At 60.0% G+C, this 25,021-nt stretch carries 23 protein-coding genes; 1 reads left to right on the forward strand and 22 read right to left on the reverse strand.

All coding sequences use genetic code 11. The features are described 5' to 3' along the window. Nucleotides 1–264 precede the first annotated feature (264 nt). Nucleotides 265–729, forward strand: coding sequence for a GNAT family N-acetyltransferase (locus AC1RO5_RS02515; protein WP_493172465.1), 465 nt, complete (start codon nucleotides 265–267; stop codon nucleotides 727–729). A 5-nt stretch (nucleotides 730–734) separates the two neighbouring features. On the opposite strand, the gene AC1RO5_RS02520 is transcribed toward AC1RO5_RS02515, so the two are convergent. From AC1RO5_RS02520 to AC1RO5_RS02625, 22 genes are all read right to left on the reverse strand, one after another. Beyond that, nucleotides 735–983: a type II toxin-antitoxin system Phd/YefM family antitoxin gene (locus AC1RO5_RS02520; RefSeq protein WP_493172467.1), complete on the reverse strand. Its 249-nt coding sequence runs from the start codon at nucleotides 981–983 to the stop codon at nucleotides 735–737. Nucleotides 984–1,190: 207 nt separating this feature from the next. After that, nucleotides 1,191–2,654: an NADH-quinone oxidoreductase subunit NuoN gene (nuoN, locus tag AC1RO5_RS02525; protein WP_007940882.1), complete on the reverse strand. Its 1,464-nt coding sequence runs from the start codon at nucleotides 2,652–2,654 to the stop codon at nucleotides 1,191–1,193. A gap of 7 nt (nucleotides 2,655–2,661) precedes the next feature. Continuing rightward, entirely contained in the window at nucleotides 2,662–4,194 is a 1,533-nt protein-coding gene (nuoM, locus tag AC1RO5_RS02530) for an NADH-quinone oxidoreductase subunit M (RefSeq protein ID WP_476212827.1), read from the reverse strand. Between the two features lie 40 nt (nucleotides 4,195–4,234). Then, nucleotides 4,235–6,088: an NADH-quinone oxidoreductase subunit L gene (gene nuoL / locus AC1RO5_RS02535; RefSeq protein ID WP_493172470.1), complete on the reverse strand. Its 1,854-nt coding sequence runs from the start codon at nucleotides 6,086–6,088 to the stop codon at nucleotides 4,235–4,237. Next, nucleotides 6,085–6,393: an NADH-quinone oxidoreductase subunit NuoK gene (nuoK, locus tag AC1RO5_RS02540; protein ID WP_007940879.1), complete on the reverse strand. Its 309-nt coding sequence runs from the start codon at nucleotides 6,391–6,393 to the stop codon at nucleotides 6,085–6,087. Before nuoK ends, nuoL begins: the two co-directional genes overlap by 4 nt. Before the next feature lie 2 nt (nucleotides 6,394–6,395). Continuing rightward, nucleotides 6,396–6,899: an NADH-quinone oxidoreductase subunit J gene (gene nuoJ, locus AC1RO5_RS02545; RefSeq protein WP_007940878.1), complete on the reverse strand. Its 504-nt coding sequence runs from the start codon at nucleotides 6,897–6,899 to the stop codon at nucleotides 6,396–6,398. 9 nt (nucleotides 6,900–6,908) lie between these two features. Continuing rightward, nucleotides 6,909–7,454, reverse strand: coding sequence for an NADH-quinone oxidoreductase subunit NuoI (gene nuoI / locus AC1RO5_RS02550; protein ID WP_019648466.1), 546 nt, complete (start codon nucleotides 7,452–7,454; stop codon nucleotides 6,909–6,911). Nucleotides 7,455–7,466: 12 nt separating this feature from the next. Next, on the reverse strand, nucleotides 7,467–8,474 hold the full coding sequence (nuoH, locus tag AC1RO5_RS02555; protein ID WP_019648467.1) for an NADH-quinone oxidoreductase subunit NuoH: 1,008 nt from the start codon (nucleotides 8,472–8,474) through the stop codon (nucleotides 7,467–7,469). Beyond that, nucleotides 8,471–11,185 (reverse strand): NADH-quinone oxidoreductase subunit NuoG, encoded by a 2,715-nt coding sequence (gene nuoG, locus AC1RO5_RS02560; RefSeq protein ID WP_493172473.1) that lies wholly within the window; start codon nucleotides 11,183–11,185, stop codon nucleotides 8,471–8,473. The genes nuoH and nuoG overlap by 4 nt, the downstream gene beginning before the upstream one ends. A gap of 137 nt (nucleotides 11,186–11,322) precedes the next feature. Beyond that, a complete protein-coding gene (gene nuoF, locus AC1RO5_RS02565; RefSeq protein WP_258669446.1) occupies nucleotides 11,323–12,678 on the reverse strand; it encodes an NADH-quinone oxidoreductase subunit NuoF in 1,356 nt (451 codons plus the stop codon). Beyond that, entirely contained in the window at nucleotides 12,675–13,172 is a 498-nt protein-coding gene (nuoE, locus tag AC1RO5_RS02570; protein ID WP_007940871.1) for an NADH-quinone oxidoreductase subunit NuoE, read from the reverse strand. The genes nuoF and nuoE overlap by 4 nt, the downstream gene beginning before the upstream one ends. Nucleotides 13,173–13,174: 2 nt before the next feature. Continuing rightward, on the reverse strand, nucleotides 13,175–14,959 hold the full coding sequence (nuoC, locus tag AC1RO5_RS02575) for an NADH-quinone oxidoreductase subunit C/D (protein ID WP_493172476.1): 1,785 nt from the start codon (nucleotides 14,957–14,959) through the stop codon (nucleotides 13,175–13,177). 72 nt (nucleotides 14,960–15,031) lie between these two features. Next, nucleotides 15,032–15,706 carry a NuoB/complex I 20 kDa subunit family protein gene (locus tag AC1RO5_RS02580; RefSeq protein WP_007940869.1) on the reverse strand — a complete coding sequence of 225 codons (675 nt, stop codon included), beginning with the start codon at nucleotides 15,704–15,706 and terminating at the stop codon, nucleotides 15,032–15,034. A 10-nt stretch (nucleotides 15,707–15,716) separates the two neighbouring features. Next, a complete protein-coding gene (locus tag AC1RO5_RS02585) occupies nucleotides 15,717–16,130 on the reverse strand; it encodes an NADH-quinone oxidoreductase subunit A (RefSeq protein WP_007940868.1) in 414 nt (137 codons plus the stop codon). A 627-nt stretch (nucleotides 16,131–16,757) separates the two neighbouring features. Next, nucleotides 16,758–18,083, reverse strand: a complete 1,326-nt coding sequence (gene aceA / locus AC1RO5_RS02590) for an isocitrate lyase (protein WP_007940867.1) — start codon at nucleotides 18,081–18,083, stop codon at nucleotides 16,758–16,760. A gap of 496 nt (nucleotides 18,084–18,579) precedes the next feature. Continuing rightward, a complete protein-coding gene (locus AC1RO5_RS02595; protein ID WP_493172479.1) occupies nucleotides 18,580–19,341 on the reverse strand; it encodes a secretin N-terminal domain-containing protein in 762 nt (253 codons plus the stop codon). Nucleotides 19,342–19,587: 246 nt separating this feature from the next. Further along, nucleotides 19,588–20,013, reverse strand: coding sequence for a GNAT family N-acetyltransferase (locus tag AC1RO5_RS02600; protein ID WP_493172481.1), 426 nt, complete (start codon nucleotides 20,011–20,013; stop codon nucleotides 19,588–19,590). Beyond that, nucleotides 20,006–21,175, reverse strand: a complete 1,170-nt coding sequence (locus AC1RO5_RS02605) for a ribosomal protein uL16 3-hydroxylase (RefSeq protein WP_493172483.1) — start codon at nucleotides 21,173–21,175, stop codon at nucleotides 20,006–20,008. Before AC1RO5_RS02605 ends, AC1RO5_RS02600 begins: the two co-directional genes overlap by 8 nt. Before the next feature lie 86 nt (nucleotides 21,176–21,261). Further along, on the reverse strand, nucleotides 21,262–22,632 hold the full coding sequence (purB, locus tag AC1RO5_RS02610) for an adenylosuccinate lyase (protein WP_493172485.1): 1,371 nt from the start codon (nucleotides 22,630–22,632) through the stop codon (nucleotides 21,262–21,264). A gap of 128 nt (nucleotides 22,633–22,760) precedes the next feature. Continuing rightward, on the reverse strand, nucleotides 22,761–23,384 hold the full coding sequence (gene hflD, locus AC1RO5_RS02615; protein ID WP_007940860.1) for a high frequency lysogenization protein HflD: 624 nt from the start codon (nucleotides 23,382–23,384) through the stop codon (nucleotides 22,761–22,763). Beyond that, nucleotides 23,381–24,514 carry a tRNA 2-thiouridine(34) synthase MnmA gene (gene mnmA, locus AC1RO5_RS02620; RefSeq protein WP_490136245.1) on the reverse strand — a complete coding sequence of 378 codons (1,134 nt, stop codon included), beginning with the start codon at nucleotides 24,512–24,514 and terminating at the stop codon, nucleotides 23,381–23,383. The genes hflD and mnmA overlap by 4 nt, the downstream gene beginning before the upstream one ends. A 59-nt stretch (nucleotides 24,515–24,573) precedes the next feature. Continuing rightward, entirely contained in the window at nucleotides 24,574–25,020 is a 447-nt protein-coding gene (locus AC1RO5_RS02625) for an NUDIX hydrolase (RefSeq protein ID WP_493172488.1), read from the reverse strand. Between the last annotated feature and the right edge of the window lies 1 nt (nucleotide 25,021).

The raw sequence follows: 25,021 nt of genomic DNA on the forward strand, positions 1-25,021 counted from the left end.
GCCTGTAGGACGAAGCGACCAGGCCGGTGAGAGTTTTCGAGTAATGCTGGGGAAAGGGGACTTCGCAATTGACTCATCGGATCATCCACAGCACTATCTGCCGATGAATGATCAACGCCGAATGAACATGATGTGTTCCTCTATGACCGCTTCCGGCGGGCCATAAGGTCATACGTGCTTGGCATTTGACGTGTTACCCAAAGCCCCGCCAGAGATGGACGGGGCTTTTTGATTCTCCGTCTCACATGGCTGATGGAGAGTGATATGTTCGAAATTAGAAAAGCCACCCAAAGCGACGCCCAGACTGCATTCGACATACGGCTGCTAGCCATCCGGCATCAATGCATCGGTGCCTATACCGAGAAGCAAATGCTGACCTGGACATCGGGGGCAGCTGAGGACGGTTACTGCGCGCTCATGGAAAAGTATTTCTATCTGGGGTGCATTCAGGGTGAGCCCGTGGCGACAGGCATGCTGGATCTGGAGAACCGCGAAATCGGTGCAATCTTTATACATCCTGACTTTATGCAACGAGGCTTGGGCAAGCGCGTCGTGGGCTTTCTCGAAGATCTGGCGCGGGATCTTGGCCTGTTGGAAGTCCGTCTGGATGCGACTTTGAATGCTGCCGATTTTTATCGACGCTGTGGTTACATTGGGGAGGAACCTGCGGTTTACCATTCCCCCTCCGGTCTTCAACTGGCCTGCGTTCCCATGGTGAAGAAACTGTGATGGCTTCATTTTTGAGTGCCTTGAAAAGCATCGAGCATGTCGTCCGGCAGTGAGGCGTCATAGTCTTCGTGAAGCACCAGTTTGCCTTTCATCGCACCGATCCGCTGGCCGTTGGATTTTCCCACCGGAACCAGACGCGCAAGAGCCCGACTATGTTTGGCAATCGTGATGAGCTGCCCGGCGGCTGCGTCATCGACGAGTTTGGACAGATTGTTTTTTGCTTTGGCCAACGGAATGACGATGTCACGGTTCATTGTTATTTCTCGCGTTGATTTATCGATCCAGCCAGTCATTCAAGATAGAGCCAAGTGCGCAGTGCTGGATGTAGGACGAAACGGACATTCCCGCGCGAGGTTTCGGGGATTGCAGAAGGAGGGGAGGGCAGCAGTAACAAATCCCACAAACGAAAAAACGGCACCCGAAGGTGCCGTTTCTGTTTTCTACCGAGTATCGCTACGCGATCAACCCGCCAACCCCGACTGTTGAACCAGGTTCAGCAGCGGTTGTGGGTACAGACCGAGGAAGAACGCCAGTACGGCAATCGCCAGCAGCATCACGCCGCCTGCACGTTGTTCCCAGTGCAGTTGCGCATCGTGGCGACGCAGGTTCGGTTCCATCAGGTACAGGGTGACCATCACACGCAGGTAGTAGAAGACGCCGATGGCGCTGCCCAGTACCAGGGAGCCGACCAGCCACCATTGGTGCGACTCGACGCCGGTGGCGATGATGTAGAACTTGCCGATGAAGCCCGCGGTCAGCGGGATACCGGCCAGGGACAGCATCATAACGGTCAGGACGGCGGTCAGGTACGGACGGCGCCAGAACAGGCCACGGTATTCGTACAAGGCATCCGCGTCACGGCCGCTGTACGGCGAGGACATCAGGGTGATCACACCGAACGCGCCGAGGCTGGTGATCACGTAGGTGACCAGGTACACGCCGATGGCTTCCACGGCCAGGCCCTTGCTCGCCACCAGGGCGATCAGCAGGTAACCGAAGTGTGCGATGGACGAGTAACCCAGCAGACGCTTGAGGTTGCTCTGGGTCAGTGCCAGCAGGTTACCGAACAGGATGGACGCGATGGCGATGATGGTCAGCACGTTGCTCAGTACGCCACTGCTCGCCGCTGGCGAGATCTGGAACAGACGCACCATCACCGCGAACACAGCCACTTTGGAGGCCGTGGCCAGGAACGCTGCCACCGGTGCCGGAGCCCCTTCGTAAACGTCCGGGGTCCAGAGGTGGAACGGTACCAGCGACAGTTTGAACGCCAGGCCGATCAGCATCATGCCCAGGCCCAGTTGCGCGATCGGGCTAGGCAGGCCGGTGGCCGCCAGGGCCTGACCGATGCCGTTGAAGCTCAGGCTGCCGGCTTCGGCGTAGAGCAGGGCCATACCGAACAACAGGAACGCGGAACCAGCGGCCGACAGCACCATGTACTTGATGCCGGCTTCCAGCGAACGCTTGTTGAAGAAGGCGTAAGCCACCAGACCGTAGACCGGTACCGAAAGCAGTTCCAGACCGACGAACAAACCGGCCAGGTGCTGCGCGCTGACCAACACCAGGCCACCGGCGGCGGACATCAGGATCAGCAGGTAAAGTTCTTCACGGTTGCCCGGGTAGCCCGTACCGCCATCGCCCAGGTAGGCGTGGGCGAGGGTTACACAGGCGAGGGTGGCGACCAGGATCAGCGCCATGTACAGGCAGGCGAAGGTGTCGATCTGCAGCAACGGAGTCACGGCCAGTGGCGCGACTTTCAGGGCTGGCAGGATCGACAGCAAGGCCAGGTTAAGACCTGCCACCGACAGCAGGAAGGTTTGCGAGTGGTTGCGGCGCCACGCGATAGCCAGCATCACCACGATGATCGTGGCGCTGGTGATCAACAACGGCGCAAGCGCGATAAAGTGTTGAGTCGTGAATTCCATAGCGCTCTTACCGGGCCGAAGCGAGTTGAGTGAAGGCGGTGCCGAGCCACTGCTGCACGCCATGCATCGTTGCGGCAGAGGTATCGAGGAACGGTTGCGGGTACACGCCGATGTAAAGCAGCAGTGCCGCAAGCCCAACCACCATGATCAGTTCGCGACCGTCCATGCCATGCAGCACCGCGTCGGATTTCGACGGGCCGAAGAAGGCACGGTGGACCATGATCAGCGAGTAGACCGAACCGAACACCAGGCCGGACGTAGCGATCACGGTGACCCATGGCGCGCTGGCGAAGGTGCCGATCAGGATCAGGAACTCACCGACAAAGTTACCGGTCGCAGGCAAGCCCAGCGATGCCGCCGCGAAGAACAGGCTGAGGGCTGGAAGGTAGGCAATCTTCGACCACAAGCCACCCATCTCGCGCATATCACGGGTGTGAGTGCGCTCGTACAGCTGACCGGAGAGGATAAAGAGTGCCGCGGCCGACAGACCGTGAGCCAGCATCTGCATTACCGCGCCCTGCAGCGCCAGTTGGCTGCCGGAGTAGATGCCGATCAGTACGAAGCCCATGTGGGAAACGGACGAGAAGGCAATCAGACGCTTGATGTCGGTTTGCGCGAAGGCCAGGAACGCACCGTAGAAGATCCCGATCAGACCCAGGGTCATGGCGAACGGCGCGAACTCGGCCGAGGCATTCGGGAACAGCGGCAGGGCGAAACGCAGCAGGCCATACGCAGCGGTCTTCAGCAAGATACCGGCCAGGTCCACGGAACCCGCAGTTGGTGCCTGGGCGTGAGCGTCAGGCAACCAGGAGTGGAACGGTACGACGGGCAGCTTGACCGCGAAGGCGATGAAGAAGCCGAGCATCAGGATGTACTCGGTGGTCTGCGACATCTTGGTTTTCAACAGATCGGCGTAGTTGAAGGTAATCACGCCGGTGTCGTTGAAGTTGACCAGTACCAGGCCCAGGATCGCCACCAACATGATCAGGCCGGAAGCCTGAGTGAAGATGAAGAACTTGGTCGCCGCGTAGATCCGGGTTTTCTTGCCGTCCGAAGAACTGTGACCCCAGAGCGCGATGAGGAAGTACATCGGCACCAGCATCATTTCCCAGAAGAAGAAGAACATGAACAGGTCGAGGGCGAGGAACACGCCGACGACACCGCCCAGGATCCACATCAGGTTCAGGTGGAAGAAGCCCACGTGACGCTGAATCTCTTTCCAGGAGCAGAGTACCGAGAGGACACCCAGCAGGCCGGTCAGCAGGATCATCAACAGCGACAGGCCGTCGAGGGCCAGGTGCACGTTGATGCCGAAGCGCTGGATCCAGACGTGTTTGAACTCAATCGCCCAGGTCGGATCGGCACCCGGTGCCGGAGCAAATGAATAGTCACCGTTGGCCCACAGCCAGAGGCCGAGGGAGAGCAGCAGGGACATGGTGATCAGCGCAATCCAGCGGGGGAGGGTGGCGCCGAAGCGCTCACCCATCCAGCACAGCAGGCCGCCGATGAAGGGGATCAGGATTAGCCATGGCAGAATCATGACGGGCTCGTTTCCTTTCGCAAGTTCGCAAGGTTCATAGTCAGACCGCTACCAGCACGACGGCGCCGATTACCAGCACGGCACCAGCAGCCATCGAGGCGGCATACCAACGCAGTTGACCGGTCTCGGTGCGGCTCAGGGCGGTGTGACCGCCTTTGGCCATACGCGGGATCAGACCGATGGTCTGGTCGAGCGGGTCTTTGCGCAGAATGTGGCTGATCGCAAGGTATGGCTTGACGAACAGTTTGTCGTAGATCCAGTCGAAGCCCCAGGCAGCGAACCACCAGGCCGAAAGGAAGCGGCCGATGCCGCTGTTGGCGATGGCCGTGACGAAGCGACGCTTGCCGAGGAACAGCAGCGCGGCCAGCAGGATACCGGACAGGGCGATGGCGCCCGAAGCGATTTCCAGGCTGTGCTTGGCTTCGCCGCCGGCATGGCCGACGCTTTCCGGCAGCACACCGTGCAGCGGTGGAACGATCATCGCGCCGACAAACGTCGACAGTACGATCAGCACCGACAGCGGCAGCCAGTGAGCAATGCCGTGACCGGCATGGGCTTCGGTCTTCGCTTCACCGTGGAACGTGATGAAGATCAGGCGGAAGGTGTACAGCGAGGTCATGAAGGCACCGACCAGACCGGCATAAAGCAGGCCTTCGTTACCGCTGGCGAACGCTTCCCAGAGGATTTCATCCTTGGAGTAGAAGCCCGCGGTCACCAGAGGCAAGGCCGCCAGGGCCGCGCCGCCGACGATGAAGCTGGCGTAGGCCAGTGGCAGTTTCTTCCACAGGCCGCCCATCTTGAAGATGTTCTGCTCGTGGTGGCAGGCAACGATCACCGCACCGGATGCAAGGAACAGCAGCGCCTTGAAGAAGGCGTGGGTCATCAGGTGGAAAATCGCACCATCCCATGCACCCACGCCCAGGGCCAGGAACATGTAGCCGATCTGGCTCATGGTCGAGTAGGCGAGGATACGTTTGATGTCGGTCTGAACCAGTGCGGCAAAACCTGCCAGCACCAGCGTCACGCCACCCACGACACCTACCAGGTGCAGGATATCCGGCGCCAGTGCGAACAGGCCGTGGGTACGGGCGATCAGGTAGACACCGGCGGTTACCATGGTCGCGGCGTGGATCAGTGCCGAAACCGGAGTAGGGCCGGCCATCGCATCCGCCAGCCAGGTTTGCAGCGGCAGTTGCGCGGATTTACCGACAGCGCCGCCCAGCAGCATCAGGGTCGCCAGAACGATCCAGAAGTCGCCGGCCTTGAAGTGCTCAGGCGCCTTGACCAGCAGTTCCTGGATATTCAGCGTGCCCAACTGTTGGAACAGGATGAACAGGCCGATGGCCATGAACACGTCGCCGACCCGGGTCACGATGAAGGCTTTGAGTGCCGCGTTACCGTTGTTGCGGTTGCTGTAGTAGAAACCGATCAACAGGTACGAGCACAGGCCCACGCCTTCCCAGCCGAAGTACACGAACAGCAGGTTATCGGCCAGGACCAGGAACAGCATGCTGGCGATAAACAGGTTGGTGTAGGCGAAGAAACGCGAGTAACCGGCTTCACCGCGCATGTACCAGGACGCGAACAGATGGATCAGGAAGCCCACGCCCACTACCACACCGAGCATGGTCACGGACAGGCCGTCCAGGTAGAGGGTGAAGGTCGGCGTAAAGCCTTCCACCGCCATCCATTGCCACAGCATCAGGCTGTAGTGACCATCTTGCGGTGGCGCAACGTTGAACTGCCAGATCACATAGGCCGCGACGATCGCCGACAGGCCGATGGAGCCGACGCCGATCAGCGCCGAGAGGTTTTCCGAGAGGCGTCCCCGGGAGAACGCCAGCAGCACAAAACCGATCAGGGGGAACAGGAAAGTCAGATAGAGAAGGTTCATCCGCGCATCTCGCTGGCAGCGTCGATATCGAGAGTGTGGAAGCGGCGATACAGCTGCAACAGAATCGCCAGGCCGATACTGGCCTCGGCGGCTGCCAGGCTGATCACCAGGATGAACATGATCTGTCCATCCGGCTGCGCCCAGCGGCTACCGGCAACGATGAACGCCAACGCGGAGGCATTCATCATGACCTCCAGGCTCATCAGCACGAAGAGAATGTTGCGCCGGACCATCAGGCCGACCAGACCGAGGCAGAACAGGATGCCGGCGACCGCCAGACCATGCTCCAAAGGGATAGCAGGCATCGTCATTGCTCCTTGGCTTCGTTGCGGCCCAAGTGGAACGCCGTGACGGCTGCGGCGAGCAGCAGCATCGAGGCGAGTTCGACCACCAGCAGATAAGGGCCGAACAGGCTGATGCCCACGGCCTTGGCGTCTACGGTGGTGTGGCCGAGGGCCTGACCGCTGGAGTGGCTGAACAGCACATACAGCAGTTCAGCCAGCAGCAGGGCGCCGAGTACGACCGGGCCCAGCCAGATACCGGGCTTGAGCCAGACGCGCTCTTGCTGAACCGAGGCCGGGCCCAGGTTCAGCATCATCACCACGAACACGAACAGCACCATGATGGCGCCGGCGTAGGCGATCACTTCCAGTACACCGGCAAACGGTGCGCCAAGGGCGAAGAACGTCATGGCCACGGCGATCAGCGAAATGATCAGGTAGAGCAGGGCGTGCACAGGGTTGGTGTTGGTGATCACGCGAAGCGTGGACACAACAGCGACACCCGATGCGAAATAGAAAGCGAATTCCATCGTTCTTCCTTAAGGCAGCAAGCTCTTCACGTTGATCGGCTCGGCTTCATTCTGCGCGGCGCCTTTTGGCTTACCGGCAATCGCCATACCTGCAACACGATAGAAGTTGTAATCAGGGTTTTTGCCGGGGCCGGAGATCAACAGATCTTCTTTCTCGTAAACCAGGTCCTGACGTTTGAACTCGGCCATCTCGAAATCCGGTGTCAGCTGGATCGCGGTGGTCGGGCAGGCTTCCTCGCAGAGGCCGCAGAAAATGCAGCGCGAGAAGTTGATACGGAAAAACTCCGGGTACCAGCGACCGTCATCGGTTTCAGCTTTCTGCAGCGAGATGCAACCCACCGGGCACGCCACGGCGCACAGGTTGCAGGCTACACAACGCTCTTCGCCGTCGGGGTCGCGGGTCAGGACGATACGGCCACGGAAACGCGGCGGCAGGTACACGGCTTCTTCCGGGTACTGCAGCGTGTCGCGCTTGCGGAAGGCGTGGCCGAAAATCATCACCAGGCTGCGAAGCTGGGTGAAGAAGCCATGCACGATGTCAAAAATGTACTTCATGATTCTCTATCCTCACTGAGCCGCGACGGCGGGCGTGTTGAGCAACACGATCGCAGCGGTCACCAGCATGTTGACGAGGGTCAGCGGCAGGCAGAACTTCCAGCTGAAGTCCATCACTTGGTCATACCGTGGGCGCGGAATCGAGGCGCGCAGCAGGATGAAGAACATGATGAAGAACGCGGTTTTCAGTGCGAACCAGATGAACGGGATCTGCGGCAGCAGGCCGAACGGGCCGTGCCAGCCACCGAAGAACAGCGTGACCAACAGCGCCGAAATCAACACGATGCCGATGTACTCACCAACGAAGAACATGCCCCATTTCATGCCGGCGTATTCAATGTGGTAACCGTCGGCCAGTTCCTGTTCCGCTTCCGGCTGGTCGAACGGGTGACGGTGAGTCACGGCGACACCAGCGATGAAGAAGGTCAGGAAACCGAAGATCTGCGGAATGATGAACCACATGTTCTGCGCTTGGTATTCAACGATGTCGCGCATGTTGAACGAGCCAACCTGGATCACGATGCCCATCAGCGACAGGCCCATGAACACTTCGTACGACACGGTTTGTGCCGAGGCCCGCAAGCTGCCCAACAGGGCGAACTTGTTGTTACTCGACCAGCCCGCGAACAGCACCGCGTAGACCGACAGACCCGCCATGGCGAAGAAGAACAGGATGCCGATGTTGATATCTGCCACGCCCCAGGTCGGGGTGATCGGGATGATCGCGAAGGCAATCAACAAGGCGCTCATGGCCACGACCGGTGCCAAGGTGAAGATCACTTTGTCGGCGAACGGCGGGGTCCAGTCTTCCTTGAAGAACATCTTGATCATGTCGGCCGCAATCTGGAACGCGCCGAACGGGCCGACACGGTTCGGACCGTAACGGTCCTGCCAGAGGGCGAGCAAACGACGCTCGACCCAGCTCAGCAGCGCGCCACAAACCACTACGGCGAGCAGAATCACGATGGCCTTGAGGACCGCGATGATTACGTCGATCACTTCAGGAGTGAACAAGGTCATAGCGCTGCCTCCTGCAGACCGTCAACGGATTTGCCAAAGATGGCTGGTGGAATGCCGGCGATACCTGCAGGCAATGCGACCAGACCGGCACCCAGCTCTTCGTTGATGCGCAGCGGCAGGCGCAAAGTCTGGCCAGCAACGTTCAAGCTCAGCAGGGCACCGTCATTGACACCCAGGCGATCGGCTTCGGACTTGGCCAGCGACACGTAGGCGGCCGGGATGCGTTCCTGCACCGGTGCGGCTTTGGAAGAGTTCTCTTCGCTGCCGAACAGATGGAAGAACGGCACGACCTGCCAGGTGCCTGGGGCCGGGTTGAACGCACGCGGAACACTGGCGAACCAGTTCAGCGAATCACCGGTGCTTTCGATCAGGCGAGTGCCCGGGTCGCCAGCGCGCAGGTGACCACCGACTTCGTCCTGGAACTTGTTCCAGGCTTGCGGCGAGTTCCAGCCCGGAGACCAGGCGAAAGGTACTTGCTGACGCGGTTCGGCAGAGCCCGAGTAACCTTCCATCGAGAACGAGAACGCGGTGTCGTTGTCCTGGGAGGTACGCGGTTCGTGCACGCTGATGTCAGCGCGCATGGCGGTACGACCGGAGTAACGCAGCGGTTCGCGCGCCAGTTTCAGGCCTTTGATCCGGAATGCGGCGGACGGTGCGGCATCGACGATACGCGCCAGTTGCGGCGTGCTTGCAGCAACGGCAGCGGTGACGTGGTCCAGTTGGGTCCAGTCGATCGGCTGATTCAGCAGGGTCGAACGCAGGGCATGCAGCCAGCGCCAGCCTTCGTGAACCAGGATGCTCGCGTCGAGGTAAGTCGGGTCGAAGACCTGGAAGAAACGCTGGGCGCGGCCTTCCTGGCTGACCAGCGTACCGTCGCCTTCAGCGAAGCTGGCCGCTGGCAGCACCAGGTGCGCGCGATCGCTGGTGGCGGTCTTCTGATGGTCCGCCACGATCACCACTTTCGCAGCGTTCAGGGCAGCATCGACCTTGGATTTGTCGGTACGGGTGTACAGATCGTTTTCCAGCACGACGATGGCGTCGGCCTTACCGTCGATCACGGCTTGCAGTGCTTCGTCGACCGAGTTGCCGCCGAGCATGGCCAGGCCGAGGCTGTTGGCCTCCGGCACGATCAGGCTGATGGAACCGTTCTTCTCGCGCAGCTTCAGGGCTTTGGCGATGTTCGCCGCGGCTTCGATCAGCGCCTTGGAACCCAGCGAGGTACCGGCAATGATCAGCGGACGCTTGGCCGCGAGCAGGGCGTCGGCAATGCGCTTGGCCAGCTCCAGCGCTTCGGCATCCAGGCCTTCTACGGCTGGAGCGCTGGCGTCGAGGGCGTGAGCCACGGCGAAACCGATGCGGGCCAGGTCGTCCGGTGCGGCGTGAACGCATTCTTCAGCGATGTCGTCGAGCTTGGTTTCAGCCAGGCTGGCGATGAACAGCGGGTTCAGCTCGTGCTGGCCGATGTTCTTCACCGCGGCGTCGAGCCATGGCTGAACGCGCATGGCGTCGGCCATGTCTTCGGCCTTGCCCTTGACCGATTGACGCAGGGCCAGGGCCATGCGCGCAGCGGTCTGGGTCAGGTCTTCGCCGAGGACGAAAATCGCATCGTGGTCTTCGATGTCGCGCATGTTCGGGATCGGCAGCGGGCTGTCTTTGAGCACCTGCATGATCAGACGAATGCGTTCCAGCTCCGAGGCTTCGATACCGGAGTAGAAGTGCTCGGCGCCGACCAGCTCGCGCAACGCGTAGTTGCTTTCGAGGCTGGCGCGCGGCGAACCGATACCGACGATGTTGCGACCGCGCAGCAGGTCGGCGGCTTTATCCAGTGCTTCGTCCAGGCTCAGTTTCGCGCCATTGGCCAGCAGTGGCTGACGTGGGCGATCCTTGCGGTTGACATAGCCATAGCCGAAACGGCCACGGTCGCACAGGAAGTACTGGTTCACCGAACCGTTGAAGCGGTTTTCAATGCGGCGCAGTTCGCCGTAACGCTCGCCCGGGGAGATGTTGCAACCGCTGGAGCAGCCATGGCAGATGCTCGGCGAGAACTGCATGTCCCACTTGCGGTTGTAGCGCTCGGAGTGAGTCTTGTCGGTGAACACACCGGTCGGGCAGACCTCGGTGAGGTTGCCGGAGAACTCGCTTTCCAGGGTGCCGTCTTCAACGCGACCGAAGTACACGTTGTCGTGGGCGCCAAACACACCGAGATCGGTGCCGCCAGCGTAGTCTTTATAGAAGCGCACGCAGCGGTAGCAGGCGATGCAGCGGTTCATTTCGTGGGAAATGAACGGGCCCAGTTGCTGGTTCTGGTGAGTACGCTTGGTGAAGCGATAACGGCGCTCGTTGTGGCCGGTCATCACGGTCATGTCTTGCAGGTGGCAGTGACCGCCTTCCTCACAGACCGGGCAGTCGTGAGGATGGTTGGTCATCAGCCATTCGACGACGCTTGCGCGGAATACTTTCGCTTCTTCGTCGTCGATGGAGATCCAGCTGCCGTCGGTGGCGGGGGTCATGCAGGACATGACGATCCGACCACGCTTGTCGTTCTCGTCGGTGTACTGCTTGACCGCGCACTGGCGGCAAGCGCCAACGCTGCCAAGGGCTGGGTGCCAGCAGAAATAAGGGATATCGAGGCCTAGCGACAGACATGCCTGTAACAGGTTGTCTGCCCCATCGACTTCGAGCTCTTTGCCGTCTACGTGGATAGTGGCCATGGTTCAAAGTTCTTCGTTGGCCCGGTGTCAGCGGGCGTGGCTAATGGAATCTTGTTATCCGTCCAAATCCAAACAGCCTCGAAAGGCGTCATCGGACGAAAGGCGAACGGCACGGACCGTTCGCCTTTTTTAAAGCGTTAAGCGCCGACTACGATCGGCTTTGCCAGAGGCGGGACGACGGCGCGGGTAGGCGCGATGCCGGCTTCGAACTCTGGACGGAAGTATTTGATGGCACTGCCCAACGGCTCCACGGCACCCGGTGCGTGAGCACAGAAGGTTTTGCCTGGGCCGAGGAAACCGACCAGACCCAGCAGGGTCTCGATATCGCCGGCTTGCCCTTCACCGTTCTCGATCGCGCGCAGCAGCTTGACGCTCCACGGCAGACCGTCACGGCACGGGGTGCAGAAACCGCACGATTCACGGGCGAAGAACTCTTCCATGTTGCGCAGCAGGGACACCATGTTGACGCTGTCGTCCACCGCCATGGCCAGGCCGGTACCCATACGGGTGCCCACTTTGGCGATGCCGCCGGCGTACATTTGTGCGTCCAGGTGTTCCGGCAACAGGAAGCCGGTACCGGCGCCGCCTGGCTGCCAGCACTTGAGCTTGTAACCGTCGCGCATGCCACCGGCGTAGTCTTCGAACAGCTCGCGACCGGTGACGCCGAACGGCAATTCCCACAGGCCCGGGTTCTTGACCTTGCCGGAGAAGCCCATGAGCTTGGTGCCCATGTCTTCACTGCCTTCGCGGGCCAACGATTTGTACCAGTCCACGCCGTCGGCAATGATCGCCGGCACGTTGCACAGGGTTTCGACGTTGTTCACGCAAGTCGGCTTGCCCCACACGCCCACGGCGGCAGGGAAGGGCGGCTTGGAGCGCGGGTTGGCGCGGCGGCCTTCGAGGGAGTTGATCAGTGCGGTTTCTTCACCGCAGATGTAACGCCCGGCACCGGTGTGGACGAACAGCTCGAAATCGAACCCGCTGCCCAGGATGTTCTTGCCCAGCAGACCTGCTGCCTTGGCTTCTTCCACGGCACGGTTCAGGTGCTTGGCGGCGGTGGTGTATTCGCCACGCAGGAAGATGTAGCCACGGTAGGTTTTCAGCGCGCGAGCACTGATCAGCATGCCTTCGATCAGCAGATGGGGCAGTTGCTCCATCAGCATGCGGTCTTTCCAGGTGTTCGGCTCCATTTCATCCGCGTTGCACAGCAGGTAGCGGATGTTGATGGATTCGTCCTTGGGCATCAGGCCCCACTTCACGCCAGTGGGGAAGCCTGCACCGCCGCGACCCTTGAGGCCGGAGTCTTTCACGGTCTGGACGATGTCGTCCTGGGCCATGTCGGCGAAGGCCTTGCGCGCAGCGGCGTAACCGTTCTTGGCCTGGTACTCGTCGAGCCATACGGCTTCGCCGTCGTCACGCAGACGCCAGGTGAGCGGGTGAGTCTCTGCGACACGCTTGATGCGGTTGGCAGGACCGAAGGAAGTCAGGGTCATACGTAGCCCTCGAGCAATTTGGCAACGCCGGCAGGCTGTACATCACCGAACGTGTCGTCGTCGATCATCAGCGCCGGTGCCTTGTCGCAGTTGCCGAGGCAGCAGACCGGCAGCAGGGTGAAGCGACCGTCGGCGGTGGTCTGGCCCAGGCCGATGCCCAGCTTGCTCTGGATTTCGCTGACTACCGATTCATGGCCGCCGATGTAGCAGACCATGCTGTCGCAGACGCGAATGATGTGACGGCCGACTGGCTGACGGAAGATCTGGCTATAGAAAGTGGCCACCCCTTCAACGTCGCTGGCCGGGATACCGAGGATTTCGCCGATGGCGTAGAGCGCGCCGTCAGGCACCCAACCACGTTCCTTCTGGACGATCTTCAGGGCTTCGATCGACGCCGCGCGCGGGTCTTCGTAGTGATGCAGCTCGTGCTCGATGGCCGAGCGCTCGGTTTCGCTCAGGGCGAAACGGTCTGTCTGGATAAGCGGGCTGTTCATGCTTAGCGGTCCACGTCGGCCATAACGAAATCGATACTACCCAGGTACGCGATCAAGTCCGCGACCATGCTGCCTTTGATCACCGAAGGGATCTGCTGCAGGTGCGGGAAGCTTGGGGTACGAATCCGGGTGCGGTAGCTCATGGTGCCGCCATCGCTCGTCAGGTAATAACTGTTGATGCCCTTGGTCGCTTCGATCATCTGGAAGGATTCGTTGGCCGGCATGACCGGGCCCCACGAAACTTGCAGGAAGTGCGTGATCAGGGTCTCGATGTGCTGCAGCGTGCGCTCTTTGGGTGGCGGCGTGGTCAGCGGGTGATCCGCTTTGTACGGGCCTTCCGGCATGTTGCGCATGCATTGCTCGATGATCTTGATGCTCTGGCGCATTTCTTCGACGCGAACGATACAACGGTCGTAGGCATCGCCATTGGCCGCCAGCGGGACTTCGAATTCGAAGTTTTCGTAGCCGGAGTAGGGGCGGGCCTTACGCAGGTCGAAATCGCAACCGGTCGAACGCAGGCCTGCACCGGTGACGCCCCATTCCAGGGCTTCCTTGGTGTTGTAGGCGGCGACGCCGATGGTCCGGCCACGCAGGATGCTGTTGTCCAGTGCGGCTTTCTGGTATTCGTCCAGACGCTTTGGCATCCAATCGACGAAATCCTTGACCAGTTTTTCCCAGCCGCGCGGCAGGTCGTGGGCGACACCACCGATGCGGTACCAGGCCGGGTGCAGGCGGAAACCGGTAATGGCTTCGATCACCGTGTACGCCTTCTGGCGGTCGGTGAAGGTGAAGAACACCGGAGTCATGGCGCCGACGTCCTGGATGTAAGTCCCCAGGAACAGCAGGTGGCTGGTGATCCGGAAGAACTCGGCCATCATGATGCGGATGACGTCGACCTTCTCGGGCACCTTGATGCCGGCCAGCTTCTCGACCGAGAGCACGTACGGCAGGTTGTTCATCACGCCGCCGAGGTAGTCGATACGGTCGGTGTACGGAATGAAGCTGTGCCAGGACTGACGCTCGGCCATCTTCTCGGCACCACGGTGGTGGTAGCCGACGTCCGGTACGCAGTCGACGATCTCTTCACCGTCCAGCTGCAGGATGATACGGAACGCACCGTGGGCCGAAGGGTGGTTCGGACCCAGGTTGAGGAACATGTAGTCCTCGTTCGGGCCGGAACGCTTCATGCCCCAGTCTTCAGGCTTGAAGCGCGCGGCTTCTTCCTCAAGCTGTTGCTTGGCCAGGGTCAGGCTGAACGGATCGAACTCGGTGGCACGGGCCGGGAAGTCCTTGCGCAGCGGGTGACCTTCCCAGGTCGGCGGCATCATGATGCGGCTCAGGTGCGGGTGGCCGGCAAAGTGAATGCCGTACATGTCCCACACTTCACGCTCGTACCAGTTGGCGTTCGGCCAGATGCTGGTGACGGTCGGTAGGTTGAGGTCGCTCTCGGACAAGGCGACCTTGATCATTACGTCACTATTACGTTCGATCGACATCAAGTGATAGAACACAGTGAAGTCGACGCCGTTTGGCAGCCCTTGACGCTTGGTGCGCAGACGCTCGTCCACGCCGTGCAGGTCATAGAGCATGACGTACGGCTTGGGCAGGTTGCGCAGGAAAGTCAGGACTTCGACGAGTTTGGCACGGGCAACCCAAAGCACCGGCATGCCGGTGCGGGTAGGCTGGGCGGTGAACGCCTCTGGGCCAAAGCGGTTGTTCAGTTCGACGACCACATCCTGGTCGTCTGCCTTATAAGGCGGGATGTACAGAGCACTGCCTGCAGTCATGGTTATTTATCGCTTTCGGTCAACGTAAAGAATGAAGCCAGTTTCTCGTTCTATAAAAGAAGCAGAGCTGGATCAGACTTCGTCGGGGCTGCGCAGGTTGGTTACCTGAATACGCTGTTCGCGGCGCTGTTCCTTTTGCGAAGGCATCTCGGCGCGGTAAACGCCTTGATCGCCAACGACCCAGGAAAGTGGGCGACGCTCCTGGCCAATCGACTCCTGCAACAGCATCAAGCCTTGCAGAAAAGCTTCAGGGCGGGGTGGGCAGCCAGGCACGTAGACGTCCACGGGCAGGAACTTGTCCACCCCTTGAACGACGGAGTAGATGTCGTACATGCCACCGGAGTTGGCGCACGAACCCATGGAAATGACCCATTTAGGTTCGAGCATCTGCTCGTAGAGACGCTGAATGATCGGCGCCATCTTGATGAAGCAGGTACCGGCGATAACCATGAAATCCGCCTGACGCGGCGATGCCCGGATTACCTCGGCGCCAAAGCGCGCGATGTCGTGGGGCGCCGTGAAGGCGGTGGTCATTTCCACGTAGCAGCACGAAAGACCGAAGTTATACGGCCACAGGGAGTTTTTGCGCCCCCAGTTGATCGTGCCGTTGAGCACGTCTTCGAGCTTGCCCATGAAAATGTTTTTGTGGACTTGATCTTCTAACGGATCGGAAACGGTTTCCCGTTGGCCAATCGGATACTGCTCGTTAGGAGCATCGGGGTCGATCCTGGTGAGATTGTATTGCATTGCCAAAGCCTCATTGTTTCAGCTTCGCTTGCCGCTTAAGACGAGCTGCCGGAGCCCAGTCAAGGGCGCCCACTCGAAATAGGTAGACAAGACCTGCCAACAGAATTGCTATGAAAACGAGAGCTTCGACGAATCCGGTCCAGCCGCTTTCGCGGACGGACACAGACCAGGCAAAGAGAAAGAGGGCTTCGATATCGAAGATCACGAAGAGCATCGCGACCAGATAGAATTTGGCTGAGAGCCGCAAGCGGGCGCCACCTGTAGGTAGCATGCCGGACTCGAACGGTTCGTTTTTGCTGCGGCCCCAGGCTTTTGACCCGAGGAGGCTGGAGACGCCGAGCATGAAGGCGCAAAGGCCGCCGACACCCAGAAGGAAAATGGCAAAGCCCCAGTTGTGGGCCATGAGTCCGGTCGCTTCGGGCATGCTGGTAATCCTTAACAGAGAGCAAAGGTCTCTGAGCTTGATAAAGAAATATGGCAGTGACGATATGTCGCAGCAATCAATCCCGCTGATTTTATGGCTAAACACCCTGCAAGTAAAATTCCTATAGCGAAATTATTTATTGGAATAAGGACATGGCGCACCTCCAAAGCCCTGTAGCCCATGCGGTCCGGGCATTAGCGGGGGTTTTGTCAAATATGTTTTGTAGGGAATGTAACGAACATAGCTGTCGCTAAATGATAATCAATATTATTTGGTGTGGTTTTCAAACTGTTTAGTGGGTAGCGGTTCGGGAAGTTGTCTTATATGCGCGTTACTGCAAGTAGCGCGCGGGGTGGTTTTACCTTGTTTTCCTGATCGTGAAACTGCTCTGGATCAAGGTTTTTCCCTGCACCCGATCCCGTAGGAGCGAGGCTTGCCCGCGAAGAGCGATGATGCGGTATGTCTGAAAGACCGCAGCGCATTCTTCGCGGGCAAGCCTCGCTCCTACGGAGGGGGAGGGAAATCGCAGGCAAAAAAACGCCCCGAACCAGTCGGGGCGTCAGATGAGCGGCTTTGCGGTTAGCTTTTTATTCGGTCCGCAAGGGCCGTTTGTTTAAGCGAAGCAGATCAGTGGAACTGTTCTTCTTCGGTCGAACCGGTCAGTGCGGTTACCGAAGACGTGCCACCCTGGATCACGGTGGTCATGTCGTCGAAGTAGCCGGTGCCCACTTCCTGCTGGTGAGCCACGAAGGTGTAGCCCTTGGCAGCGTCAGCGAACTCTTGCTCTTGCAGCTTCACGTAGGCAGTCATGTCGTTGCGGGCGTAGTCGTGCGCCAGGTTGAACATGCTGTGCCACATGTTGTGAATGCCGGCCAGGGTGATGAACTGGTGCTTGTAACCCATGGCGGACAGTTCGCGCTGGAACTTGGCGATGGTCGCGTCGTCCAGGTTTTTCTTCCAGTTGAAGGACGGCGAGCAGTTGTACGACAGCAGTTGGTCCGGGTATTCCTTTTTGATCGCTTCGGCGAAGCGACGAGCCTCGTCCAGATCCGGCTTGGCGGTTTCGCACCAGATCAGGTCGGCGTACGGCGCGTAGGCCAGGCCGCGAGCGATGGCCTGGTCGAGACCGGCACGCACTTTGTAGAAACCTTCCTGAGTGCGTTCGCCAGTCACGAACGGTTTGTCGTACGGGTCGCAATCGGAGGTCAGCAAATCAGCTGCGTTAGCGTCGGTACGGGCCAGGATGATGGTCGGTGTACCGGCAACGTCAGCCGCCAGACGGGCAGCGGTCAGCTTCTGTACAGCTTCCTGGGTCGGAACCAGTACCTTGCCGCCCATGTGGCCGCATTTCTTCACGGAAGCCAGTTGGTCTTCGAAGTGAACGCCGGCGGCGCCTGCTTCGATCATGCTCTTCATCAGCTCGTAGGCGTTCAGTACGCCACCGAAGCCGGCTTCAGCGTCAGCCACGATCGGTGCGAAATAGTCGATGTAGCCTTCGTCGCCCGGGTTCTTGCCGGCTTTCCACTGGATCTGGTCAGCACGACGGAACGAGTTGTTGATGCGCTTGACCACGGTTGGAACCGAATCCACCGGGTACAGCGACTGGTCCGGGTACATCGATTCGGCGGAGTTGTTGTCCGCGGCTACTTGCCAGCCCGACAGGTAGATCGCCTGGATGCCGGCCTTGACTTGTTGCACAGCCTGGCCGCCGGTCAGGGCGCCCATGCAGTTGACGAAATCTTTCTCAGGGCGGAAGGACGGCTTGGCACCTTGGGTGACCAGGTTCCAGAGCTTCTCGGCGCCCATTTTTGCAAAGGTGTGCTCAGGTTGAACCGAGCCACGCAGGCGGACGACGTCAGCAGCGGAGTAAGCGCGTGTCACGCCTTTCCAGCGTGGGTTTTCAGCCCAATCTTTTTCGAGGGCTGCAATTTGCTGTTCGCGTGTCAGTGCCATGGAGATAAACCTCGTCGCATAGGTCTGGGGTGGAAAATTCCTGCTCCTGCCCACTACGCAAATCAGGCGTAAGAGGCTGCTCGCTGACCAGAAGCTTAGGCGGTCAAGTCGGGTTCGGCGGGGATGGCGACGGGATGAACGATGGGCTCGAGGGGAAGTGAGCAGGTAAGGGCGAACTGGCGAGCGCATTCGGGCGTCGTGGGCCTTGGTGCGAACTTCAGTGTGGAGCCGGGTTACCTAATTACGCTTCCGTCCCTCGGGACAACTTCGTTCCAGTCGGCAACCTCGTCAAACACACCTTGTGGGCGGTACAGACACGAATCGGTTCGCGGGGTAGGGTGCGAACAGCGACTCGAAAGCCCTTGCCAGGGCCTCTGATTAGCGGGAGCGAGGCCATCATGCCTTTGCTTTTTTGGCTCGTCAAACGTTTTGTAGTGCTTTTTTTCGAGCACTACATCTTTGGTCTAATACGACTAATCAGTCAGTTTTTGGTGCTTTAGTCCAAGGTGTCGACTTTCACCCGCAAAGTCATGTCATCCCGGCCCTGAGTCGAGTAGCTGCGGGTCAGGCTCTGTTTGTCGGCCTGAGTCTGACGATTCACGCCGGCCAGGGTGATCCACTCGCCCAGTCGGCCGCTGACAGTTGTGTCGGTACTTTGCACGTTCACTACATCGGGACGTTCCTGGCTCATCCGGTCACGGTTGGTACTGATAGCCAGATGAACGATGTCGCCGGTGACGCTGGCGGTGACGTAGAAACCCTGGGTGACATTGCGGTATTCAGTCTGGCTGCGCAGGTCGCCATAGCCGTCGGTCTGGGTGCTGGTGAGCGGCACGCTTTGGCCGACCTGAATCAGCGCGGGGGCGCCTTCGCTGGCCTGAACCTGCTGGATGCCACCGTCACGGCTGTCGGTGCTGCGATTGATGATGCGGGTCTGATTCGGTGCGGTCCCGTTGACCGAGTAGCCCTGATCGCCCTGAAAGTTGTTTTCGTTGGTGTCGACGGTGATCAGCAGGCGTTTGGGGGCGGTATCGAGTTGCGCGAGGAAGGCCTTGAGTTCGTCGATCTTGCCGGGGTCGGCATTGACGATCAGCTGGTTGCCGTAGGCGCTGACCTTGCCGTCCTTGCCGATGAAATCCTGCGCCACTGGCAGCAAGTCGGCGCTGGTGCGGTAATTCAGGGGCACGATCTCGGTGGCGGCCATGACCGAAAAGCTGCAGGTCAGTAGCAGCGTGGTGAGCAGGGTGCGTAGGGACATATCCGTTATCTCCGCTTTCAAAGTCTTGATGATATTGCCAGTTTGTCGGCCTGGCGTGGTGCGAGTTGAATCACAGACAGCAAAACGCCCCGGCATCCGAGAATGGCGGGGCGTGATCGTTCCCACGCTCCGCGTGGGAATGCAGCCTGTGACGCTCCGCGTCACTGCCGCGAAGGGACGCGGAGCGTCCCGAGAGACATTCCCACGCAGAGCGTGGGAACGATCAGTTAGGCTTTTGTCAGGGTATCAAGCTGAGTGACGCACCATGTCTACATGGGGAATCCCGGCTTCCAGGAATTCCTCACTGACCATGCTGAAACCCAGGCGCTCATAGAACGCCGTGGCCTGCACTTGTGCGCTCAGCATTTGCTGTTTCAGCCCGCGCTTCTCGGCTTCACCGATCACCGCTTGCATCAGCGCATCGCCGACCTTCATGCCGCGCCAGTCTTTCAGTACCGACACCCGGCCGATGTGGCCATCGGGCAACAGGCGGGCGGTGCCGATCGGAAAGTCGCCTTCGAAGGCCAGGAAATGCACCGCTGTGGCGTCATCGGCATCCCATTCCAGTTCAGGCGGAACGGATTGCTCGACGACGAATACCGCTTCACGAATGCGCCGGATCTCGGCGTTATCCTTTTGCCAGTCTGCGACACGTACGTGAATCTTATTCATCGGCAAACCCCAGGCTGCCCTGCTTGACCAGTTCACACAGCAGGCCGCGGCCGTCTTCGTCGCTCAGCCATGGGCCGAGGTTGTCGACATGCAGGGCGTCGGCGGCGCAGATCATTTTCAGCAGTTCGCGCAGTTTGCCCGGCAGGTAACGGCTCTGGCCGCTGGCGAACAGCAGCAGGTCGTCGTCGACTTCCGACCAGGCCAGGCGCGCGCTCGGGTTGCGGATCAGCACGGCGCCTTCTTCGAGGGCGCTGAGGAAGTCTTGCTCTTCGACTTCTTCCGGGCCGACCACCAGTTCCGGGTAGCGCGGCTCGGTCATGAACTGGCCGAACCAGGTCAGCAGCAGGCGCTCGTCGCTCATGTGCTCGGCCAGCAGGCTTTTGAGGCGATCGAGGGCATCGTGCTGGATCTGATGGGGATCGACCGCCGGCAGGGCGTCGGCGTCGGTGTAGCGCTCTTCGTCCGTCAGGAACTGGCTGAGGAAGTCGGTGAAGTGGGTCAGCACTTCAGCGGCGCTCGGGGCGCGGAAACCGACCGAGTAGGTCATGCAATCATCGACAGCCACACCGCAGTGGGCCAGGCGCGGCGGCAGGTAGAGCATGTCGCCCGGTTCCAGCACCCACTCATCGGTGGCTTCGAAATCGGCGAGGATGCGCAGGTCCGCGTGCTGCAGCAGCGGGCTCTCGGAATCGCACATCTGGCCGATTTTCCAGTTGCGCTTGCCGTGGCCTTGCAGCAGGAATACGTCGTAGTTATCGAAGTGCGGACCGACGCTGCCACCCGGGGCGGCGAAGCTGATCATCACGTCGTCGACGCGCCAGCTCGGCAGAAAACGGAAGTTTTCCAGCAGCTCGGCGACTTCCGGCACGAATTGGTCGACCGCTTGCACCAGCAGGGTCCATTCGCGTTCCGGCAGTTTGCTGAATTCGTCTTCGGCGAACGGGCCGCGGCGCAATTCCCAAGGGCGCTCGCCGTGCTCGATCACCAGACGCGATTCGACTTCTTCTTCCAGCGCCAGGCCGGCCAGTTCGTCGGCGTCGATAGGGCTTTCGAAATCAGGAATTGCCTGACGGATCAGCAGGGGTTTTTTCTGCCAGTAGTCGCGCAGGAATTCCCGTGCCGTGATGCCGCCCAGAAGTTGAAGAGGAGTGTCAGGATTCATGTGTAACCTATTGAAAAAAAGCACTTTTCAGACGGGAATAAAAACGCCCGGCGCTGCCGGGCGTCTCAAACGGGTAGAGCGGTCGATCAGATGCGTTTGGCTTGTGCTACAGCGTTGCCGATGTAGTTGGCCGGGGTGAGCAGTTTCAGCTCAGCCTTGGCGGCGGCTGGCATGTCCAGGCCGTCGATGAAGGTTTGCAGTGCTTCAGGGCTGATGCCTTTGCCGCGAGTCAGCTCTTTGAGCTTCTCGTACGGGTTTTCGATGTTGTAGCGACGCATCACGGTCTGGATTGGCTCGGCCAATACTTCCCAGCAAGCGTCCAGGTCGGCGGCAATCTTTTGCTCGTTGAGCTCCAGTTTGCTGATGCCTTTGAGGCTGGCTTCGTACGCGATCACGCTGTGGGCGAAGCCGACACCGAGGTTGCGCAGTACGGTGGAGTCGGTCAGGTCGCGCTGCCAGCGGGAGATTGGCAGCTTGCTCGCCAGGTGCTGGAACAGTGCGTTTGCGATGCCCAGATTGCCTTCGGAGTTTTCGAAGTCGATCGGGTTGACCTTGTGCGGCATGGTCGACGAACCGATTTCGCCAGCGACGGTGCGCTGTTTGAAATAACCCAGGGAGATGTAGCCCCAGATGTCGCGGTCGAAGTCGATCAGGATGGTGTTGAAGCGCGCGATCGCGTCGAACAGCTCGGCGATGTAGTCGTGCGGTTCGATCTGCGTGGTGTACGGGTTGAAGCCCAGGCCCAGCTCGTCTTCGATGAAGGCGCGGGCGTTGGCTTCCCAGTCGATCTCAGGGTAGGCCGACAGGTGAGCGTTGTAGTTGCCGACGGCGCCGTTGATCTTGCCCAGCAGCGGAACGGCGGCGACTTGAGCGATTTGACGCTCCAGACGGTAAACCACGTTCGCCAGTTCTTTGCCCAGGGTGGTCGGCGATGCCGGTTGACCGTGGGTGCGCGACAGCATCGGCACGTCTGCGAAACGGATGGCCAGTTCGCGGATGGCGTTGGCGGTCTGGCGCATCAGCGGCAGCATCACGTCATCACGGCCTTCACGCAGCATCAGGGCGTGGGACAGGTTGTTGATGTCCTCGCTGGTGCAGGCAAAGTGGATGAACTCGCTGACCTTGGCCAGTTCCGGCAGCTTGGCCGCCTGCTCTTTAAGCAGGTATTCAATGGCTTTGACGTCATGGTTGGTGGTGCGCTCGATCTCTTTGACACGCTCGGCGTGCTCCAGAGAGAAGTTTTCCGCCAGGGTGTTCAACACAGCGTTGGCTTCGGCGGAGAACGCCGGCACTTCGCTGATGGCAGGGTGAGCGGCCAGGCGCTGGAGCCAGCGCACTTCAACCAGAACGCGAGCACGGATCAGACCGTATTCGCTGAAAATTGGGCGCAGGGCCTGGGTTTTGCCGGCGTAGCGGCCGTCAACAGGGGAAACCGCAGTGAGCGAAGAGAGCTGCATGGGGTGTTCTCGGACAGTCGGGCAACGAAATGGGGCGCGTATCATACATGAAAAAAATCCGCCGGTCCGTTGCCAACTGACCGGCGTATTACGCGTTACTGACTATAAAACGGTATTGCGGGCGCGGTTCAGCTGCTGCGCATCAGCGGGTAAAGCTCTTTAAGCAACTTGCGTCGGCTGATCACCAACTGCCAGCGATGACCGCCCAACTGCCGCCACAGGCGTGCCGAACGAATCCCGGCCAGCAACAGTGCGCGGATTTTCGAGGCATTGCTCGGTTGCTGCAGGTTGCGCATGTCGCCATGCACCTGAATTCGTTGGCGCAGGGTGCTCAGGGTGTCCTGGTACAGCGCACCGCAAGCGGCGATCACGTTTTCGTGGGCCGGGCCGAAGTGTTCGACCTGGGACTGAATCTGCGGCAGACGCTTGCCGATCACGTCCAGCATGTCATTGCGCTTGGCCAATTGGCGCTCCAGCCCCAGCATCGCCAGGGCGTAGCGCAGTGGTTCACGCTGAAGGGTGCTGGGGTCGCGTTCCAGGGCGCCGATCAATGCGCGATAGCCTTCGCGCAAATTGATGTCGTCGCCGCCGTACACTTCCAGAGTGTCCTTGGGGTCACGAATCAACAGGCTGCCGAGCATGCAAGTCAGGCCGGCTTCGTTGGTCTGGCCGGTCTTGGCGATCTTGTCGACCAGCACGGCGGCGAGAAACACACCGCCCAGGGCTGTCAGTTGCTCCTGAGTCGGGCTCATGAACGCTGACCCTTGCTGGTCCAGGGCTCGGCCACTTCGATCACGCCGCCACCGAGGCAGATTTCACCGTCGTAGAACACCACGGATTGGCCCGGAGTGACCGCGCGTTGCGGGTCATCAAAAGTGGCGCGGTAGCCGGTGGCGGTCTTTTCCAGCGTGCAAGGCTGGTCGCTCTGGCGATAACGCACCTTGGCGGTCAGCCTGCGCGGCTCGGTCAAATCGATCGGGTTGACCCAATAGATGTCCGAGGCGAGCAGGGCGCGGGAGAACAGCCACGGGTGGTCATTGCCCTGGCCAACGATCAACTCGTTGTGTTCCAGGTCCTTGATCAGCACGTACCACGGCTCTTCACCGGCGTCTTTCAGGCCGCCGATGCCCAGGCCCTGGCGTTGGCCGATGGTGTGGTACATCAAGCCATGGTGGCGGCCGATGACTTCACCTTCGGTGGTCTTGATCTCGCCGGGCTGGGCCGGCAGGTATTGCTTGAGGAAGTCGCTGAAGCGGCGTTCGCCGATAAAGCAGATTCCGGTGGAATCCTTTTTCTTCGCGGTGGCCAGGTCGTGTTTCTCGGCAATCGCGCGCACTTCGGGTTTTTCCAGCTCGCCGACCGGGAACAGCGTCTTGGCGATCTGTTCGCCGCCGACGGCGTGCAGGAAGTAGCTCTGGTCCTTGTTCGGATCCAGGCCCTTGAGCAATTCGGTGCGACCATCGATGTCGCGACGGCGCACGTAGTGGCCAGTGGCAATCAGGTCGGCGCCGAGCATCATGGCGTAATCGAGGAACGCCTTGAACTTGATTTCGCGGTTGCACAGGATGTCCGGGTTCGGCGTGCGGCCGGCCTTGTATTCGGCCAGGAAGTGCTCGAACACGTTGTCCCAGTACTCGGCGGCGAAGTTGGCGGTGTGCAGCTTGATGCCAATCTTGTCGCACACGGCCTGCGCGTCCGCCAGGTCATCCATGGCGGTGCAGTATTCCGTTCCATCGTCTTCTTCCCAGTTCTTCATGAACAGGCCTTCCACCTCATAACCCTGCTCTATCAGCAGGAGAGCGGAAACGGAAGAGTCCACGCCGCCGGACATACCGACAATGACGCGCTTCTTTTGTGTGGCAGAAGGGGCTGGATCACGCATAGGGATTTAATGAGTGTCTTGAAAAAGGACGCGATTCTAGCAGGCTCAAGCCTGCAAGGCTAAAGAGAAGGGCGGATCAGCTCGAGGCTGAAGTGTTTACCGTCCAGATAATCATCGATGCAGCGGATGATCAGCTCACTGCGCCAGTTTGCGCGCTGTTGCAGCAGTTCGTCACGCGTCAGCCATTTCGCGCCGACAATACCGTCGTCCAATTGATAATCGGGGTGGTGTTTCAGCGCTTTGGCGGTGAAGCAGACGCGTTGATAGGTCACTCCGTTGCTCGGCGCAGTGTAGAGGTAAATGCCTATTACACCGGTCGGCTCGACGTCCCAGCCGGTTTCTTCGAGGGTTTCGCGTACGGCAGCCTCGATCAGGGTTTCGTCCGGGTCCAGATGGCCGGCGGGTTGGTTGAGCACCGTTCGTCCGTGCTTGGATTCTTCGACCATCAGGAAGCGACCGTTGTCTTCGACGATGGTGGCAACGGTGATGTGGGGTAGCCAGGTCATC

Source organism: Pseudomonas sp. GW822-FHT02G04 (assembly GCF_058802085.1).